General features: G+C 42.0%; 15 protein-coding genes. 12 read left to right on the top strand and 3 right to left on the bottom strand.

The features are described 5' to 3' along the window. Positions 1-5 precede the first annotated feature (5 nt). The 5 genes from lepB to pdxJ are packed head-to-tail and all read left to right on the top strand — an operon-like array spanning position 6 to position 4,022. Positions 6-941 carry a signal peptidase I gene (lepB, locus tag CWC28_RS19430; RefSeq protein WP_063706454.1) on the top strand — a complete coding sequence of 312 codons (936 nt, stop codon included), beginning with the start codon at positions 6-8 and terminating at the stop codon, positions 939-941. A 2-nt stretch (positions 942-943) separates the two neighbouring features. Continuing rightward, positions 944-1,621, top strand: coding sequence for a ribonuclease III (gene rnc, locus CWC28_RS19425; RefSeq protein WP_054554337.1), 678 nt, complete (start codon positions 944-946; stop codon positions 1,619-1,621). Beyond that, entirely contained in the window at positions 1,611-2,543 is a 933-nt protein-coding gene (gene era / locus CWC28_RS19420; RefSeq protein WP_063706456.1) for a GTPase Era, read from the top strand. Before rnc ends, era begins: the two co-directional genes overlap by 11 nt. Before the next feature lie 17 nt (positions 2,544-2,560). After that, a complete protein-coding gene (gene recO / locus CWC28_RS19415; protein ID WP_063706458.1) occupies positions 2,561-3,247 on the top strand; it encodes a DNA repair protein RecO in 687 nt (228 codons plus the stop codon). 43 nt (positions 3,248-3,290) lie between these two features. Further along, positions 3,291-4,022 carry a pyridoxine 5'-phosphate synthase gene (pdxJ, locus tag CWC28_RS19410; protein ID WP_054554340.1) on the top strand — a complete coding sequence of 244 codons (732 nt, stop codon included), beginning with the start codon at positions 3,291-3,293 and terminating at the stop codon, positions 4,020-4,022. A gap of 68 nt (positions 4,023-4,090) precedes the next feature. Here the strand turns inward: pdxJ and CWC28_RS19405 are convergent, their stop codons facing one another. Both CWC28_RS19405 and barA read right to left on the bottom strand, forming a co-directional pair. Then, positions 4,091-4,417 carry a hypothetical protein gene (locus CWC28_RS19405; protein WP_063706460.1) on the bottom strand — a complete coding sequence of 109 codons (327 nt, stop codon included), beginning with the start codon at positions 4,415-4,417 and terminating at the stop codon, positions 4,091-4,093. A gap of 28 nt (positions 4,418-4,445) precedes the next feature. After that, positions 4,446-7,214: a two-component sensor histidine kinase BarA gene (gene barA / locus CWC28_RS19400; protein ID WP_063706462.1), complete on the bottom strand. Its 2,769-nt coding sequence runs from the start codon at positions 7,212-7,214 to the stop codon at positions 4,446-4,448. An 80-nt stretch (positions 7,215-7,294) separates the two neighbouring features. Between barA and rlmD the strand changes: the two genes are divergently transcribed. The 5 genes from rlmD (at position 7,295) to eno (ending at position 14,791) form a co-directional block, all read left to right on the top strand. Continuing rightward, complete coding sequence (gene rlmD / locus CWC28_RS19395) at positions 7,295-8,620, top strand: 23S rRNA (uracil(1939)-C(5))-methyltransferase RlmD (RefSeq protein WP_063706464.1); 1,326 nt, start codon at positions 7,295-7,297, stop codon at positions 8,618-8,620. A gap of 7 nt (positions 8,621-8,627) precedes the next feature. Then, a complete protein-coding gene (gene relA / locus CWC28_RS19390; RefSeq protein WP_063706466.1) occupies positions 8,628-10,787 on the top strand; it encodes a GTP diphosphokinase in 2,160 nt (719 codons plus the stop codon). After that, entirely contained in the window at positions 10,787-11,587 is an 801-nt protein-coding gene (mazG, locus tag CWC28_RS19385; RefSeq protein ID WP_063706468.1) for a nucleoside triphosphate pyrophosphohydrolase, read from the top strand. Before relA ends, mazG begins: the two co-directional genes overlap by 1 nt. Positions 11,588-11,744: 157 nt before the next feature. Further along, positions 11,745-13,379, top strand: a complete 1,635-nt coding sequence (gene pyrG, locus CWC28_RS19380) for a CTP synthase (protein ID WP_063706470.1) — start codon at positions 11,745-11,747, stop codon at positions 13,377-13,379. A gap of 113 nt (positions 13,380-13,492) precedes the next feature. After that, on the top strand, positions 13,493-14,791 hold the full coding sequence (gene eno / locus CWC28_RS19375) for a phosphopyruvate hydratase (protein ID WP_062566760.1): 1,299 nt from the start codon (positions 13,493-13,495) through the stop codon (positions 14,789-14,791). Positions 14,792-14,839: 48 nt separating this feature from the next. Here eno and mutH read toward each other — a convergent pair whose 3' ends face one another. Continuing rightward, positions 14,840-15,511, bottom strand: coding sequence for a DNA mismatch repair endonuclease MutH (mutH, locus tag CWC28_RS19370; protein WP_063707194.1), 672 nt, complete (start codon positions 15,509-15,511; stop codon positions 14,840-14,842). A gap of 540 nt (positions 15,512-16,051) precedes the next feature. Between mutH and rppH the strand changes: the two genes are divergently transcribed. Together rppH and ptsP are read left to right on the top strand one after the other, a co-directional pair. Then, positions 16,052-16,570: an RNA pyrophosphohydrolase gene (gene rppH / locus CWC28_RS19365; RefSeq protein ID WP_063706472.1), complete on the top strand. Its 519-nt coding sequence runs from the start codon at positions 16,052-16,054 to the stop codon at positions 16,568-16,570. A 33-nt stretch (positions 16,571-16,603) separates the two neighbouring features. Beyond that, positions 16,604-18,880, top strand: a complete 2,277-nt coding sequence (ptsP, locus tag CWC28_RS19360) for a phosphoenolpyruvate--protein phosphotransferase (RefSeq protein WP_105175269.1) — start codon at positions 16,604-16,606, stop codon at positions 18,878-18,880. The last annotated feature ends 66 nt before the right edge of the window (positions 18,881-18,946 follow it).

Here is an 18,946-nt window from a genome sequence, read left to right as displayed (position 1 = left end):
AATGCATGGCGGGTTACTTTTCTATTTTCTTAGTGTTGCTAACGCTAGGCTCAGGATTAATTTGGTTAATCGACCACTTTATGTTTGCGCCAAAACGTCAGCAGCGCATTGCCCTTGCTCAAAATGCAGCAGGTGGTGAATTAGACGAAGAAACCGCAGCATTAATTGCGCCTGAGCCAAGTATCACTGAAACGGCTAAGTCAATTTTTCCGATGATTGCAGCGATTACGATTTTTCGCTCTTTCATTTTTGAACCGTTTCAAATTCCATCTGGCTCAATGATGCCAACCCTATTAGTGGGTGACTTCATTTTGGTACAGAAGTACTCATACGGCATCAAAGACCCAATTTGGCGCAGCCAGTTAGTTGATGTAAGTGAACCTGAGCGTGGTGATATTGTGGTATTTAAATACCCATTAGACGAGCGTGTTGATTACATTAAACGTACGATTGGTTTACCGGGCGATAAAATTGTTTATCGCAATAAGCACCTTTATATTCAGCCAAAATGTGCAGAAGGTGTGACGCAGCAAGGTGATTTGCTGTGTAATGAATACAACAAAATTGATATGGAAATCCTCAATAGTGACGAGTTCAAGCAGGGTTCGATGAATTTAGTGCGCTTAGAAGAAAACCTAAGCACAGTGAATCATAATATTTTGATTAACCCGCAAGCTCCTGAAATGAAAGGCCGTTATTATCAACAACCGGGTACACGCTCAGACGAGTGGGTTGTTCCTGCCGATCATTATTTCATGATGGGTGATAACCGTGATAATAGCCAAGACAGTCGCTTTTGGGGCTTTGTACCAAAAGAAAACTTGGTAGGTAAAGCCGTCTTTATATGGATGAGTTTTGAATTTGAAAATGGCCCAGATGACTTTTTACCAGGCTGGGTTCCAACTGGTGTTCGTTTTGAACGCCTAGGTAATATTCAGTAACGATGAAAAAAAACGTAACAGAGTTATACAACAAAATAGGTTATACATTTACTGATCAAGCTTTGCTTGAGCAGGCAATGACGCACCGCAGTCATAAAGGCCAACATAATGAGCGCTTAGAGTTTCTGGGCGATTCAATTTTGAGCTTTGTGATTGCGAATGCGCTTTATACTAAATTTCCAAAAGCACGCGAAGGTGATTTAAGCCGCATGCGTTCGACCCTAGTGCGAGGTCAAACCTTGGCTGAATTTGGCCTTGAGTTTGGCTTAGGCGATTACTTACGCTTAGGTCCGGGTGAGCTTAAAAGCGGTGGTTTTCGCCGTGAATCAACCCTTGCTGATGCCGTAGAGGCGATTATTGGTGCGGTGTTCTTAGACTCAAACATTGAACAATGTGGTGAGTTAATTTTAAGTTGGTACGAGTCGCGTCTTGACGCAATTTCACCGGGCTTAAATCAAAAAGATCCGAAAACATTACTTCAAGAATACTTACAAGCGCGCAAATTATCGTTACCTGGCTACACTGTAATTGATACAAAAGGCCAAGCGCACAATCAAACATTCACGGTTGAATGTATTGTTGAAGGGATGGATAGCATTATCTCAGTAGGTAGCTCACGTCGTAAAGCTGAGCAAAAAGCCGCTGAAAAAGCCTTAAAGATACTTAAAAATGAATCTTGATGATTTAATTAGCAAAGAACCTGCAGAGCTAGATACGCACTGTGGGATGGTTGCCATTGTTGGCCGCCCAAATGTAGGTAAATCAACCTTACTTAACTATATTGTTGAGCAAAAGGTGTCTATTACTTCTCGTAAGCCACAAACCACGCGTCACCGTATTATGGGTATTCATACCGAAGGTAAATACCAGGCTGTTTATGTGGATACACCAGGCTTACACGTAGAAGAAAAACGCGCAATTAACCGTTTAATGAACCGTGCTGCATCAAGCTCAATTGGCGATGTAGAACTGATCATCTTTGTGGTTGAAGGCACACACTGGAACGAAGACGATGAGATGGTACTTAACAAAGTACGTCAAAGTGGTCGCCCAGTGTTATTAGTTATGAATAAAATTGACCAAGTGAAAGACCGCGATTTAGTGCTTCCGCACATGCATTTCTTGGGCAATAAGTTTGATTTTGTTGGTATTATTCCTGTTTCTGCGAAGCAAGGTAAAAATATTGAATTAATCAAACAAGAAGTAACCAAACGTCTGCCGCTTTGTGAGTTTTACTTCCCTGAAGATTACGTTACGGACCGCTCAATGCGTTTTATGGCGGCAGAAGTGATCCGTGAAAAGCTGATGCGCTTTATGGGCGATGAGTTACCGTACTCAGTGACCGTTGAGATCGAGCAGTTTAAATGGCAAGAAAACGGCGTTTGGCAAATCAATGGTTTGATCCTAGTTGAGCGTGAAACGCAAAAGCGTATGGTGATCGGCAATAAAGGCGAAAAGCTTAAAGTGATTGGCCGTGAAGCCCGTAAAGATCTTGAAGGCATGCTTGATAACAAAGTGTTTTTAGAACTTTGGGTAAAAGTGAAATCAGGTTGGGCCGATGATGAGCGTGCACTACGTAGCCTTGGCTATGGTGAAGACTAAGTAAAGTCCTACACGCCATGGATAGCGAATTCTACACAGCATACTTGCTGCACCGACGTCCATTTAGTGACTCGCAAGTCATGCTTGATATGCTGGTAGAAGGCGTAGGTCAGCTAAGAATGCTGGCTCGCATTAGTGGCCGCCAGGCCACTAAACATAAAGCACAATTACAACCTTTCCAATCACTGCTTGTACAATACAGCGGTAAGTCTGATTTAAAATACATCAATCGTTTTGAGCCCCATGGCGGGCAAACAATGTTAAAAGGCACCGAGCTCTATTGCGGCTTCTATATGAACGAATTAACCAATCGTATCGTACCTATCAATGAGCCGATGGAAAGCGTTTATCATTTGTATAAACAGCATCTTGACGAGTTATCAACCACTAAAAACCTACAAGCAGTGCTGCGTTCTTACGAGTTTCAACTTTTAGAGATGCTGGGTTATGGCGTTGATTTTAGCGTTGATGCCGAAGGGGATGAAATAAACGATGCAGCAAATTACCAGTACTTTGCTGAATACGGTTTTTTACTGCATGACGACCCTCATAGTGGTTTTTCAGGAAAGCAATTAAATGCCATAGCGGCTCATGACTTTAGCGCCCCTGATGTGTTATATATGGCAAAGCAATTAAGTCGATACCTACTCAAGCCTTTACTTGGCAAAAAGCCATTAAAAAGCCGTGAGTTATTTATTAAGTAGGCTGATGAACAGCCTTGAATCGTTGTTTTAAACAGGTAAAAAAATGAAAGATATTCTTCTTGGTGTAAACGTTGATCACATTGCCACTTTACGCCAAGCGCGTGGCACGAGTTACCCAGATCCTGCGCATGCTGCAGCTGTTGCAGAGCATGCTGGTGCAGATGGTATCACCATTCATTTGCGTGAAGACCGTCGTCACATTCAAGACCGCGACGTATATGTGATGGCAAAAACGATTCAAACACGTATGAATCTTGAGATTGCAGTCACCGATGAAATGATCGACATCGCCCTTGAAGTGAAACCTGCTTATGTTTGTTTAGTGCCTGAAAAGCGTGAAGAGCTTACCACTGAGGGTGGCCTTGATGTTGTGGGTAATTTTGAAAAAGTAAAAGCAGCTACAGAAAAGCTAACAGCAGCAGGAATTAAGGTTTCGTTATTCATTGATGCTGACAACGCGCAACTTGACGCTGCAAAAGCATGTAATGCTCCTTACGTTGAAATTCACACCGGTGCTTATGCCGATGCTGAAAATGACGAAGAGCTTCACACTGAGCTTGAGCGCATTCGTAGCGGCGTACAATATGCTGATAGCCTAGGTTTAATCGTAAATGCAGGTCATGGTCTTCATTATCACAATGTAAAACCCATTGCGGCAATGCCAGAAATTTATGAGTTAAACATTGGTCATGCGATTATTGCCCGTGCAGCGATTGATGGTTTAGAAAAAGCAGTCAGCGATATGAAACGTTTAATGATTGAAGCAAGACTTTAGCTGACGGCTTTAATAAGAGCCAGCAAATTTCAATACTGAACGCGGTGGAGATAATATCCACCGCGTTTTTATTTGTTCAGGTAAACAATAAATTCTGAGAGGTAGGATGATAACAGTGGCGATAGGCAGAGTAGGGTTACTATGTAATGATGTTTTTTCTTGAAACTTTTCAAAACACCATCATCTATGGCCGAAAATTCACCTTTCTTAACTGAATGAAACACAATTGAGTTAGGTTTTACTCCCATTAAACGGGCTTTATTCTCGTATTCTTGCCATTGCTCTGTGTAATTGATCTTTACGTAATCGTTTACCATTCCACCAAGCTTTTTATAACTGAGAATAAACCAAAAGAACGATAATGATGTAAAAATCAAAAATAAAATAAAAAACATTAATCTTCCTTGATATTCATGCTAACTTTTATCGTTGTTGCTCAACCATTCCCGCATCACTTAACAAATTATTCAGCTCATCAATTAGCTCAAATAATTCAGGTTCAATGTAATTTAAATCGCAATCGCTTTTTAATGCTGTTTCGAGGGTTTCTGCGAGGGATTTAAGTTTGGGGACGCCGGTGTAACAACATGCGCCATGGAACTTGTGGACTATGCTAAGTACATGTTCACAGTCTTCTTTTTCTATAGCTTCATTGAGTAGGCGTAAGGTCTCAGGCACGCTGAGTAATAGCATGTTGAGCATTTCAAGCGCTAGCTCTTCTTTACCGCCAGCGCGTTGAAGTGCCAATTGCCAATCGAGGCGGGCGCTTTCAAATGGGGGCTCTGAAGCTACTGTGGCAGTTTTGCTGCGTTCGCGATTAATCGGCGATTGCGGGCTATGATCGCTGATTATTTGTTTTAGCATATCTTCATCAATAGGCTTAGTTAAGTAGCCTTTAAAGCCATCTTTAAGCAGTTGCTCTTTTTCACCTGCTAAGGCGTGAGCGGTTACCGCAATGATAGGCGTATCTTCATTAAGAGATGACTCACGTATGAGTTTGCATGCTGTAATACCATCCATAATTGGCATTTGGATGTCCATGAAAATCAGGTCATATTTGTGGCTTTTACTTAAGCTGTAAGCTTGTGAGCCGTTGTGTGCGGTATCAATTAGCTCAATTTGTTCTTCAAGCAAGGTACAAATAAGTTTTAGGTTGGCATCGTTATCGTCAACAACCAGTACTTTTAGTGGTAATAACTTTTCATCACCTTGCTCAATATTATGCACCGGGTGATCAAGGCGGTAAGGCGCAGCAAGTACCTCACATAATTTACGGTGGTTAAGCGGTTTGCTCAAGCAAGCATCTGCACCACTACCAACAAAGGCTTCACGCATATTATGCGAAACGGTATTGAGCATAATGTATAAATAATCAGTGACAGGGCGCACTGCTTTTACATAACTCTTCAGTTGCTGCATATCGTCGATTGTGGCGGTATGGCCAATAATACAAATATCGTAGCTGAAGTCTTTGTTGATCTCATTTAAGAAGCTTTCTTCATCCATGCAGGCGGTAACGCGAGTTTGCCATTCATGCAGTAGCGATAACGTTGCTTGATGGGTATGCTCATGAGGCTCAAGATACAGAATACGTTTATTGATCAGTGATTGGGTCGGTAAGTCACTGGTAATTGAGTTACTTGGCGTTCTGAATACGGCATTAAACGTAAAGCAGGTACCATTACCAGGTGCTGAGTTTAGAGTAATGCGGCCATTCATCGCTTCAACAATATGTTTAGTGATGATTAAACCAAGGCCTGTACCACCAAATTTACGGGTGATACTCGAGTCTGCTTGGCCAAATGGAGTAAATAGCGCATCTTGTTTATCCATTGGGATACCCACACCGGTGTCGGTCACAGACACCAAAATAGAGGCGCGCTCTTCATCCAATAAACGGTAGCCAACATCAACCTTGATAGAGCCTTTTTCAGTAAACTTAATGGCATTACTTAACAGGTTGATCAAAATCTGTTTGAAGCGTGTCGGATCGCCAGTGAGGTTATCAGGCACTTGCGGGTGGATAAATATAGAGAGTTCAAGTTGCTTTTCGTGAGCACTTGGCGCCAGTAAGGTTAGTACTTCGTTTATATTATCACGGAGCTGAAACTGCATTGATTCTAGTTCCATGGCACCGGCTTCTAATTTCGAAAAGTCGAGAATATCACTGATAATAGTCATTAAGCTGTTAGCCGAAAGCTCGATGGTATCGAGATAATCTTTTTGATGCTTATTTAGCGGAGTCTTATAAAGCTGGCGTGTAAAACCAATTACACCATTTAACGGTGTACGTAATTCGTGACTCATTTTAGCTAAGAAGTCAGATTTAACTCGGTTCGCATCTTGCGCGTCTTTTTTAGCAATACTTAACTGAATATTTTGGGTTTCGTATTGTTCGAGTGTTTCGCGATAATCTGAGGTTGCTTGGTCAATGTGTTTTTGCATCTCATCACGTTGCATGACCATGGTTTCAGAAATGGTGTTTAAGCCTGCGCGTAGTAATTCAAACTCACCAAACATTTTTTGGTCAAGCCCCGTATCGACTTTACCTTCAATAAGCTTGTCGGTAGCTAGTACTAACTTATTAAGTGGCTGAATAAACATACGAGTCAATCTAAATGCTAGTACGGTCGCAAGTATTAGCGCCAGTAAAATTACCACGCCACTGACCAGTAAGGCTCGTTGCTGGCCAATAATGGCTTGTTGTTTATTGAGCATGATCACCACAGTACCTAGTGATGCTTGATAGCTGTGATGATTCCAAATCATGTCTTGGCGGCTATGATTAATTATCGCAGTAGAGAATGTTAGATAGTGCTCAGAATTTTGTACTTGAATGCCATCCATGCTGTTTGCATTGCTTTTGACAATTTCTTTGAATTCACTTTGGTATTTACTAAAAATCACCAACTCATTGTTTTCATCGAAAATAGCAATGGATTGGATAGCAGGGGAGTGTTTGTTATGTGTATGACTCACTAAGCGAGTTAATAAGGCTTTATCACGCTTTATTAAAGGCTGCTCAACGGCAATCGCGAGGGGCTCAATGATAGTTACACCCTGCTGATATAAAATTTCATCGAGCTCAATGTAACGATTTATTGTAAAATAACCGCCCAGCAACAAGCCTATGATCACAGTCGGTATAAGTGTAAGGGTTAAGACTGAGTCACGTAAGCCAAATTTAGTCATAAAGAATGTTGTTATCATTATTATCGTTGTTTAAGAGTATATACTTACTCCCGCTTTATCAATAATTAAGGTGTTGCCCGATGGCACAGATTTTCAAAGCCAAAAAAAAATCCGTTTCGCAAAAAATGCTAACCCTCAATGTCACAGCTATGGACCACCAAGGACGAGGCGTTGCTAAGCAAGGAAATAAAGTCTGTTTTGTTAATGGTGCTTTACCGGGTGAAGAAGTAAAAGCCTTGTTGATTGAAGATAAAGCGCGCTTTGCCAGTGCAGATTGTAAAAAAGTGCTATCAGCCTCAGCGCATAGGGTTACTCCTTTTTGCCAGCATTATCAAGTGTGTGGTGGCTGTCAGTTACAACACCTTGATGCAAAGCAGCAACTCGTTGAGAAGCAAGCAGCGGTGAGTCAGCTATTTAGTAAATTTGCTAAAGCCGATGACTTAAATTGGCAAGCACCTTTGCTCAGTGATGAGCATCATTATCGTCGCTCTGCGCGTATTGCTGTAATGCACGACAAAGCCGCCAAAAAAATGCGAGTGGGGTATCGAGCTCAAGGCTCTAAGCAACTGGTTAGCATTGAGAACTGTGATGTACTTACTGGCACTTTTAGAGATGTTTTTACGGTCTTTGATGTTCTTATCAACAGCCATTCAGGCCTGAGTAGTATTAGCCACTTACAATTATGCGAAGCTGATAATGCAGCCTTTGTGGTCATTAGGCACACGAAAGCTATTAATCAAGAGTTAAAAGCCATTGTCGTCGCGGCCTGTAATGAATATAGCTGGCGTGTTGTTTGGCAATCACAAAGCGGTGAAATTGATCACAGTGACCACCCTATGCCGTACTACCAGATACCAGGTTATGATTTACGCTTTGAATTTGGCCTTGAAAACTTTATTCAGGTTAACCCGCAAGTGAATCAAGCCATGTTGCATCAAGCAAAACAATGGTTAGATTTACAAGGTCATGAGCAGGTACTGGATTTATTCTGTGGTATTGGTAACTTTTCATTATTGATTGCAAAGTATGCTAATTATGTTATTGGTGTTGAAGGGGTCGATTCTGCGGTTGCATTAGCAAAACAAAATGCGCAAACTAACTCATTGTCGAATACCGATTTTTATTGCTTTGATCTAACACAATCAATGCAATCAGCTGCTTGGTTTAGTGCCAAACTTGATGTGTTAGTGCTTGATCCATCACGTACTGGCGCAATGGCCATTTTAGAGCAGCTACCACTTACTCAGTTTAAAACGATTTTATACGTCTCTTGTGATCCTGTTACTTTAGCCCGTGACAGTGCAATTATTCTACAAGCAGGCTTTAGCATTGAAAAAATTGGGCTTATGAATATGTTCCCACATACCGGGCATATTGAAACGATGGCGTTATTTCACAGGAGGTAAAGCGCACATGGTAGCCACTAGACAGTCACATCAGCTAACAAAGCCGAGTGATTTTGCCAGCCGTATCGAGCTGTTAGCGCTAACAGAAGACAAACATACCTTATTAGAGCAGGCTCACCAATTGTGCCTGCATTGCGATGATGCAAAACGTGAAAACACAGCCATTGAAATGGTGGAGATTTTAGCTGAGCTTAATTTAGATGCAGACTCGCTTGCGACAGCATTTTTAACGCCTTATTTTTTAGCTGAAAAAATCTCGATTGAGACAGTCACCGACAAGTTGGGCAATCACGTTGCATTATTACTAACAGGCGTAAGCCAAATGGCCACCATTAGTACCTTAGCCCATCAAGGCAAAGGTACAGTGCAAATCGATAATATCCGCCGTATGTTACTAGCCATGGTTGAAGATGTGCGCGCCGTGGTGATCAAACTGGCAGAACAGGTCTGCCACTTACGTGATGTGAAAGACGCCAGTGAAGAAGAGCGCGTTATTGCCGCTAAAGAAACTCGCGATATTTTTGCACCCCTTGCTAACCGATTAGGCATTGGTCAGCTTAAATGGGAGCTTGAAGATCTTTCGTTCCGTTATCTGCACCCAGAGACTTATAAAAACATCGCCAAACAGCTGGATGATAAGCGCCTTGCTCGTGAAGCTTACATGGAAAACATGGTTGCTTTAGTCAAAGCACGCTTGGCTGAAGCAGGTATTGAAGGTGAGGTATATGGGCGACCAAAGCATATCTACAGCATTTACAAAAAAATGGCGCAGAAGAACTACGAGTTCGATCAGCTTTTCGATATTCGCGCTATGCGCATTGTGGTAGAGCGCCTACAAGATTGTTATGCGGCGTTAGGTATTGTGCATACCAATTGGCGTCATTTAAATAAAGAATTTGATGATTACATAGCAACACCAAAGCAAAACGGTTATCAGTCGATTCATACCGTGGTATTTGGCCCTGAAGGTAAAACTGTCGAAATCCAAATTCGTACGAGCGACATGCATCAAGATGCAGAGCTGGGCGTTGCTGCGCACTGGATGTATAAAGAAGGTGCACTACCAGGGCGTGGTTCAGGCTATGAGCAAAAAATTAGTTGGTTACGTAAGTTACTGCAATGGCAAGAAGAGGTTGTTGATGGTAGTGACTTAGCTGAAGAGCTCAAAAACCAAGTTGTTGAAGACCGTGTTTATGTGTTCACGCCAAAAGGCGATATTTATGATTTGCCACTGGGCGCGACACCGCTTGATTTTGCTTATTACATTCACTCAAATGTAGGGCACCGCTGTATTGGCGCAAAAGTGTTTGGCAAAATTGTGCCTTTCACTTACCAATTAAGTACTGGTGATCAGGTTGAAATTCTAACTCAAAAGCAGCCTAACCCAAGCCGTGATTGGTTAAACCCATCGCTTGGTTATATTAAATCATCACGAGCACGCTCTAAAATCCATCATTGGTTTAAGCAGCTTGATCGGGATAAAAACTTAAGTGCTGGTAAAGAAATTCTTGAAACTGAGCTCCAAAAGTTAGATTTAACAACCAAAGATCTGGCGCCTGCAATCGAGCGCTTTAATTTACGCGGCCTTGAAGATTTGATGGTGGCAGTAGGCGCAGGTGATGTTCGCTTAAATCAGTTATTAAACTTTATTAGTGATCGTGATGATGACGAACCGCAAATTAAGTTTAAAAAGCCAAAAAGTGTCTCTGGTGATAAGAACGGCATTGTTGTTGATGGGGTAGGTAGCTTAATGAGCCATGTTGCGAAGTGCTGCCGACCGGTGCCTGGCGATGAAATCATTGGCTATATCACCCAAGGGCGTGGTATTGCCGTTCACCGTGAAGATTGCGATTCGTTTGAAAAGCTTAAGAATAATCATCCTGAGAGGGTGATATCGGTAAGTTGGTCAGATGATATCAATGGCTCTTACTCATTAACGATAAAAGTAGAAGCAACGGATCGTTCAGGGCTTATTCGAGATATCAGCTCAGTACTTGCCAATGAAAAAGTGAATGTGCTGAACATGAACGTTAACACGGTTGAAGATAAACAGCTTGCTCTGTTTTCAATGCAGGTAGAAGTGCATGACTTATCAAGTACCAACCGCTTATTGTCGAAGCTTCACCAAATAGAAGGTGTTCATGAAGCAAAGCGTGGTCATTCGTAATGGCAGATAAACACGCTATTGAGCAATCGCTTGCAATTATGGCCAAACTGCGGGACCCAGACTCTGGGTGCCCGTGGGATTTAAAGCAAGATTTTAAATCCATTGTGCCGCACACCCTTGAAGAGGCTTACGAAGTAGCAGACTGCATTGAAAAAGGTGAACTTACAGAGCTTAAAAGTGAGCTTGGTGATTTACTGTTTCAAGTTATTTTTTATGCTCAACTTGCTAAAGAGCAGGGCTTATTTGATTTTGCCGATGTGGCCAATACGCTTAATGAAAAACTAGTCCGTCGTCATCCCCACGTCTTTGCAGAGCAAAGTGAACTGTCGGATGCAGAGCTTTCAGCGCAGTGGCAAGCTATAAAAGCACAAGAGCGAGCAGAAAAATCAGCCTCGCCACAAATGAGCCTGTGGCAAGACATTCCGGATGCAATGCCAGGTCTTTCAAAAGCGAAGAAGATTCAACAGCGCGTAGCAAGCCTTGGTTTTGATTGGCCAAGTTATCATGGTGCACTTGATAAAGTTGCTGAAGAAGTCGACGAAGTAAAAGAAGCGCTGGCTCATGATCCATACTCAGAGCACAGTGCAGAAGAGCTTGGCGATTTACTGTTTGCAACGGTAAATGTAGCCCGTCATATTAAGCGCGATCCAGAGCAATTATTACGAAGTGCCAATGCTAAGTTCGCGTCACGCTTCGAAAAAGTGGCTGCTTACCTAGATGAACGTGGCCAAAGTTTAGAAACGGCTAGCCTCGAAGAAATGGACAACGCATGGGAAGCCATTAAAAAGCAGGCAAACTAAGTCAGTAATGATACAGCTTGGGTACAGTGTAACCGAGCTCGTTTTTTGTGCACTTATTTGCTAATTTTATCTGGATTGATAGCAGCCCCTTTGCTATAATATCGCCCCGTCTTGATTCTATATTATTCCTTTTAATTCCTGATATTCTAGGGTTCGCATGAGTACAAAATTTATCTTCGTAACTGGCGGGGTTGTTTCTTCGTTGGGTAAGGGTATTGCAGCAGCGTCATTAGCCGCTATTTTAGAAGCACGTGGTCTTAACGTGACTATTTTAAAGCTGGATCCTTACATTAACGTTGACCCAGGCACTATGAGCCCAATTCAGCACGGTGAAGTATTTGTAACTGAAGACGGTGCAGAGACTGACCTTGACTTAGGTCACTATGAGCGTTTCATCCGTACCAAGATGACTAGCCGCAACAACTTCACACAAGGTCGTGTTTATGAAGATGTATTACGACGTGAGCGTCGTGGTGAGTACCTTGGTGCAACAATTCAGGTTATTCCACACATCACAAACGACATTAAGCAACGTGTATACGACGGTGCTGAAGGTCGCGATGTAGCAATCGTTGAAATTGGCGGTACAGTTGGTGACATCGAGTCACAACCTTTCTTAGAAGCAATTCGTCAGCTAGGCACTGAAATTGGCCGTGAGCGCGCTTTGTTTATCCACCTAACGCTTGTGCCATTCTTAGGCCCTGCAGGTGAAGTTAAAACTAAGCCAACTCAACACTCTGTAAAAGAATTACGTTCAATTGGTATCCAACCAGATATCTTAATCTGTCGTTCTGATCGTAAATTACCGAATAACGAGCGCGCGAAAATCGCACTTTTCACTAACGTTGAAGAGAAAGCTGTTATTTCATTACCAGACGTAGAAAGCATCTATAAGATCCCTGCGTTACTTAAGTCACAAGAATTAGATAACTTCGTATGTCGTCGTTTCTACCTTGAGTGTCCTGAAGCAGATTTATCTGAGTGGGAGCAAGTGTTATATCAAGAGTCTAATCCTACAGGTGAAGTGACAATTGGTATGGTTGGTAAGTACATCGAACTACCAGATGCATATAAATCAGTAAACGAAGCATTAAAGCATGCGGGTCTGAAAAACCGTTTAACAGTGAACATTGAATACGTTGATTCACAAGACTTAGAAAGCAAAGGTACAGAGTTACTGTCTCACCTTGATGCTATCTTAGTACCAGGTGGCTTCGGCGGCCGTGGTGTTGAAGGTAAGATCTTAGCGGCTAAATATGCACGTGAAAATAAAGTTCCTTACTTAGGCATTTGTTTAGGTATGCAAGTAGCGCTTATTGAATATGCGCGAAACGTTGCAGGCCTTGAAGGTGCAAACTCAACTGAGTTTAACGCTAAATCAGCACACCCAGTTGTTGGTTTGATCACAGAATGGCAAGATGCTGATGGTAACGTTGAAGTGCGTGATGAGCAATCTGACCTAGGTGGTACTATGCGTTTAGGTGCTCAGAAGTGTCATTTAACACCGGGTTCTAAAGTAAGCGAAGTGTACGGTAGCGACGAGATTGTTGAGCGTCACCGTCACCGTTACGAAGTGAATAATCACTACGTAGAGCAGCTTGAAAAAGCAGGTTTAAGTTTCACTGGTTTATCTGAAGATAAGAAACTAGTCGAAATTATTGAGAATAAAGATCACCCTTGGTTTATTGCCGCGCAATTCCACCCGGAATTCACGTCAACACCACGTGATGGTCACCCGCTGTTTGAAGGGTTTGTTGCAGCTGCACACACTCACCAAAAAGCGTCATCGTAATTTAAATAGGCCGTGCTTTATGCACGGCTTATTTGTTTTAATAAGCCAATGGCATTAAGGATAATTAATAAAATTGGCACAAACTCACCATTTTCGGGAAAAGAGGAATCAAGATGTCAGAAATCGTAAAAGTGATTGGTCGCGAAATCATGGACTCGCGTGGTAACCCAACTGTTGAAGCTGATGTACATTTAGCTGATGGTTCATGGGGCCGTGCTGCAGCACCATCTGGTGCATCAACAGGTACTCGCGAAGCGCTTGAATTACGTGATGGTGATAAAGCACGTTACCTAGGTAAAGGTGTTTTAAAAGCAGTAGGCTATATCAACAACGAAATCGCTGAAGCGCTTAAAGGTCAAAACGCAGTTGATCAAAAAGCGGTTGACCAAGTAATGCTTGACTTAGATGGTACTGAAAACAAAGAAAAACTAGGTGCTAACGCTATCTTAGCTGTGTCTTTAGCAACAGCTAAAGCGGCTGCAAACTCAAAAGGCGTTGAGCTTTATGAGCACATCGCAGACCTAAACGGCACACCAGGTGTTTACTCAATGCCATTACCTATGATGAACATCATCAATGGTGGTGAGCACGCTGATAACTCTGTTGATATTCAAGAGTTCATGATCCAGCCAGTTGGCGCTACAAACTTCCGTGAAGCGTTACGTATGGGCGCTGAAGTTTTCCACAGCTTAGCAAAAGTACTTAAAGCTGAAGGTCACTCTACATCAGTAGGTGATGAAGGTGGTTTTGCTCCTAACCTTGAATCAAACGAAGCGGCACTTGCTGCAATCAAGGTAGCTGTTGCAAATGCAGGTTATGAGCTTGGTAAAGATATCACTCTAGCTCTAGACTGTGCTGCATCTGAGTTCTACGACAAAGAAGCGAATATCTACGACCTTAAAGGCGAAGGTAAAAAATTCACTTCTGAAGAATTCAACCACTTCCTTAAAGGCCTTACTGAGCAATACCCAATTGTTTCAATTGAAGACGGCTTAGATGAGTCTGATTGGGATGGTTTCGCACACCAAACACAACTAATTGGCGACAAAGTACAATTAGTAGGTGACGATTTGTTCGTAACTAACACGAAGATCTTAAAGCGTGGTATTGATAACGGTATTGCTAACTCAATCCTAATCAAGTTCAACCAAATCGGTTCATTAACTGAAACGCTTGCTGCTATCAAAATGGCTAAAGACGCTGGCTTCACAGCTGTTATCTCACACCGTTCAGGTGAAACTGAAGATGCGACAATTGCTGATTTAGCAGTAGGTACTGCAGCTGGTCAAATCAAAACGGGTTCATTAAGCCGTTCTGACCGTATTGCTAAGTACAACCAATTACTTCGCATTGAAGAAGTATTAGGTGAAAAAGCACCTTACAACGGTCTTAAAGAGGTTAAAGGTCAGTAATCTGGCTTAGCTATCAAGACTCTAAAAAACCTCCTTCGGGAGGTTTTTTTATAGCTGAAATTGTTGTTTTAGGATCTCGCCGGTGAAGCTTGTTTTTAGATAAAAGCCGCGAGGTAAGGTTTGTACTATTTGGCCATTCGGGCCAATCGCATCAGTCAGCGCTTTGCTATTGGCAGCTTTTGGCCTTATTTGCATTACATCACCTAAATGACCCGAAATTTCATCTACGCGACCAAGGGCGATTAGCTCCATTTGTTCTTCCCAATCACGCTGTAAAAGGGCATCTTGCTCTGCGCTTGGCTGCCATAAAAAGCCGCTGCCTATGGTACGGTGAAAAGGCAGTATTTCGCGTTCGCCTAAAATCGGTAACCATAAAACATGATTTAATTTTTTACGAACCGTACTTTGCTGCCAAGTCATTCCTGTTACATTTAAAAGCGGCGTGACTGAAACAAAGGTTGTTTCGAGTGGTTTGCCTTTAAATGAAATCGGTAGCGTTTTTAACTCAATGCCTAATTCTTCAAAATCAGGTGTTGGCTTTGAACCGGCTGTTGCGCCAAGAACATATTCAATAAGTTGCCCAGTCCAGCCCTTTTCACGTAGTAAATCGTCAGGAGTTTTAAATTGATATTGCTCAGCTAATTGCCCTAAGGTGAGGCCGGCAATAGCATCAACACGTTGCATTAATTCGTTTACTGAGGCTGGTTTTATTGGTCGCATAAGGCGTTTATTTGATTGTCTAATTATCCCGTTCATGATAGCAAATACGCGCCTTAGTGGATATCTTTGTGTTTGGGTGTTTTTTGCGCATGTTAAGTGTGAGCTAAAAATAACCAGTGTTACTTTTGATTGTTAAGCTCTAACTAGTTGATATTAAATTAATTTAATGTTTTTATATGGTGTTTCCATTTCATTAATTAATCAGTTGTTTGTATAAATACAGATATATAAACATGTTTATCCACAGTTTCTGTGGAGAAAGTGGATATTTCAACGGTTGATTGTGGATTTGTTTGCAATTTAGGCATGATTTATAAAAGTTATGCACAAGCTGTGGGTAAGCTGATAAAAATACGGTTGTAAATAGTTATTTTATTCAAACGCCGCATTTTTATAAAAATGACTTCGTAATACCTTGATTAAAAGCATTTGTTGAAAATTTTATTTTCAATCTAATTTAGGCTTCGGTGTAAAGTGTTTGCTGTATCGCAGGTTATGTGGAACAATCAATAAAAATCGACTTACAAATGAGGCACTAAGGTGATTGATGCCGAAGGTTTTCGTGCCAATGTCGGAATTGTAATTTGCAATAATCAGGGACAAGTATTTTGGGCTCGTCGCTATGGTCAGCACTCTTGGCAATTTCCCCAAGGTGGTGTTGATGACGGTGAAACAGCAGAGCAAACCATGTACAGAGAATTACACGAAGAAGTGGGCTTGCTTCCTGAAGACGTTGAGATCGTCGCAAGTTCTAAACATTGGTTACGCTATAAATTACCCAAACGTTTAATTCGCAGAGACTCAAGTCCTGTGTGTATTGGGCAAAAGCAAAAATGGTTTTTACTGAAACTTCGTTGTAAAGATGAAGATGTAAATTTACTTAAAACTCATCACCCCGAGTTTGATGATTGGCGATGGGTGAGTTATTGGTATCCGGTTAGGCAAGTTGTTTCGTTTAAGCGCGATGTATATCGTCGAGTAATGAAAGAGTTTGCTCCGTTTGCAATGCCGTTTAATAAACGAGAGCAACAAAAAGATCATTGGCGACAAAAACGATAAGGCCTGCCTTATCTAAATTAAAGGAGCAGCATCATGTTAGCCACGCTCAGGTCAATTGCTGAGGCAGTGTCGCAACAGGCGGACTTAAACAGTGCGCTAGGGTGTTTTGTGCAAATGGTAAAAGATGCCATGCAAACACAGTGCTGCTCGATTTATTTTGCAGATTACAGCCAAGACAACTTTGTATTGATGGCCACCCAAGGCCTAAACCCAGATGCAGTGGGTAAGTTTCGTATAGGCTTTACCGAAGGCCTCGTTGGTCTTGTTGCTCAGCGTGAAGAGCCCATTAATATTGCTTTTGCAAAGTCACACCCACGTTTTAAACTCTCACCTGAAGTTAATGAAGAAGGCTACAACGCGTTTTTGTCAGTGCCAGTTGTGCACCAGAAAAAGGTTTTAGGGGTTATTGTTGTTCAACAAAAACTAGCCCGTGTTTTTAGCCCTGACGAAGAGTCATTCTTAATTACGCTTTCAGCACAGCTGGCTTCTCAGTTAGCTCATGCAGAAATAAAAGAAATATTACGCGTTGATGAGTTTTCCCACCAAACCTCTGTACTTAAAGGGGTATCAAGTGCGCCAGGTATTGCCATAGGCGAGGCCTTTGTGGTGATCCCTAAACTCGACTTCAATTCGATTGAATTACAAAAAGATGACGATGTAGGCACACAGCGAAAACTATTCACACAAGCAGTCGCTGCAACGCGTAACGAGTTTAATACCTTATCGATGACGCTGAGTGACTCTATTCCACAAGAAGCACTCGCGGTTTTTGATGTTTATCAGCAGTTGCTCGATGCAAAAAGCCTTGGTCAAAATGTTGAAGCACAATTACAGCAAGGCTGGAACGCTAAAAGTGCTTTGAAAATTGTTATTGAGAAATTAGTTACTCAATTCAATGCGATGCAAGACCCTTATATTAAAGAGCGTGCCGTTGACGTTAAAGATATTGGTTTGCGTGTATTACACCATTTAGTGAATACCGAGCATGCGGCAAAGCCTTACCCTAAAGACACGATTTTAATTGCCGGTACATTAACCCCAGCCATGCTCGCTGAAGTGCCAAAAGGGCACCTTGCTGGGGTCGTGAGTGTTAATGGTGCGGCAAATAGCCATGCTTCTATATTAACGCGTGCTATGGGTATTCCAGCAATTTGGGGTATTGAAGATGTGCCGCTATTGCAGTTTGAAGGTAAGCCGATGATCTTAGACGCCTATTCAGGACGTTTATATATCTCGCCTTCGCAAATGCTGCAAGAGGAATACACTCAGCTTAAATTTCAAGAAGCATTATTGAACGACCGTTTTGTGGCAGAGCAAAACCTCGATGCAGTTACCAAAGATGGTGAACACATTAGTTTGTTACTTAATGCGGGCCTTGAATTAAATACTGAGCATGATAATAAGCCATTTTGCGATGGGGTTGGTTTGTATCGCACCGAAGCTTGGTTTATGCAAAAAGGCCAGTTTCCTTCACAGTCAGAACAAGAAAAGTGGTATCGCGAAGTGCTAACGAGTTATCACCCTAATCCTGTGGTGATGCGTACACTTGATATAGGTGGCGATAAGGTTTTAGATTACTTCAATATAACGGAAGAAAACCCATTTTTAGGTTGGCGCGGTATTCGTGTGACCTTAGACCATCCTGAGCTATTTTTAGATCAACTCAAAGCAATGCTTAAAGCCAATATTGGTCTAGGTAATTTAAAAATCATGTTGCCAATGATCAGTGGCTCAGAAGAAGTAGATGAATCGTTAAAACTACTCGAACAAGCCTATTTTGAGTTAAGTGAGCAATACCCCGAACAGGCAATAGAACGCCCAGAAATCGGGGTGATGTTAGAAGTCCCTTCGAGTGTATTTATGCTTGAAGAGTGGTCGCAAAAAGTCGATTTTTGCTCTGTGGGTAGCAACGATTTAACTCAGTATATGCTGGCTGTTGACCGTTCAAATGCCCGTGTTGCTGAGCTATTTAACCCTTATCACCCAAGTGTTCTTAGAGTGCTGTTAAAAATAGCACAAGAGTGTCAGCAATATGAGCTGCCATTTAGCTTGTGTGGCGAGTTAGGCGGCGACCCAGAAGGAGCACTATTGCTTATTGCGATGGGGTATCGAAGCTTGAGTATGAACTATGCTTCGATTAGTAAAATTAAGTTTGTGCTTAGGCGACTAAATGTCAGTGATATGGAAAAGTTACTTGCAGAATGCTTATTACAACCAACGGCAAAACATGTACTTAGGTTGACACGTAACTTTATGATCGAACATCAACTCGGTGAATTATTTTACACCCCAAGCCAAGGTCAATCATGAGGGAAAATTGTGCTGTGAAGCTCCTATACCCAAACCACCTCAAGATGTGAAACGCCCAAAGGGTTG

Source organism: Pseudoalteromonas sp. S4492, from assembly GCF_005886115.1.
Taxonomy (GTDB): domain Bacteria; phylum Pseudomonadota; class Gammaproteobacteria; order Enterobacterales; family Alteromonadaceae; genus Pseudoalteromonas; species Pseudoalteromonas gelatinilytica.
Note: the sequence above shows the minus strand (reverse complement) of the source record. Positions and strands in the feature narration are given on the sequence as shown.

Coding starts and splice junctions, on each gene's coding strand:
- lepB (WP_063706454.1), top strand. CDS start 6: ATGGCGGGTTACTTTTCTATTTTCTTAGTGTTGCTAACGCTAGGCTCA.
- rnc (WP_054554337.1), top strand. CDS start 944: ATGAAAAAAAACGTAACAGAGTTATACAACAAAATAGGTTATACATTT.
- era (WP_063706456.1), top strand. CDS start 1,611: ATGAATCTTGATGATTTAATTAGCAAAGAACCTGCAGAGCTAGATACG.
- recO (WP_063706458.1), top strand. CDS start 2,561: ATGGATAGCGAATTCTACACAGCATACTTGCTGCACCGACGTCCATTT.
- pdxJ (WP_054554340.1), top strand. CDS start 3,291: ATGAAAGATATTCTTCTTGGTGTAAACGTTGATCACATTGCCACTTTA.
- CWC28_RS19405 (WP_063706460.1), bottom strand. CDS start 4,417: ATGTTTTTTATTTTATTTTTGATTTTTACATCATTATCGTTCTTTTGG.
- barA (WP_063706462.1), bottom strand. CDS start 7,214: ATGACTAAATTTGGCTTACGTGACTCAGTCTTAACCCTTACACTTATA.
- rlmD (WP_063706464.1), top strand. CDS start 7,295: ATGGCACAGATTTTCAAAGCCAAAAAAAAATCCGTTTCGCAAAAAATG.
- relA (WP_063706466.1), top strand. CDS start 8,628: ATGGTAGCCACTAGACAGTCACATCAGCTAACAAAGCCGAGTGATTTT.
- mazG (WP_063706468.1), top strand. CDS start 10,787: ATGGCAGATAAACACGCTATTGAGCAATCGCTTGCAATTATGGCCAAA.
- pyrG (WP_063706470.1), top strand. CDS start 11,745: ATGAGTACAAAATTTATCTTCGTAACTGGCGGGGTTGTTTCTTCGTTG.
- eno (WP_062566760.1), top strand. CDS start 13,493: ATGTCAGAAATCGTAAAAGTGATTGGTCGCGAAATCATGGACTCGCGT.
- mutH (WP_063707194.1), bottom strand. CDS start 15,511: ATGCGACCAATAAAACCAGCCTCAGTAAACGAATTAATGCAACGTGTT.
- ptsP (WP_105175269.1), top strand. CDS start 16,604: ATGTTAGCCACGCTCAGGTCAATTGCTGAGGCAGTGTCGCAACAGGCG.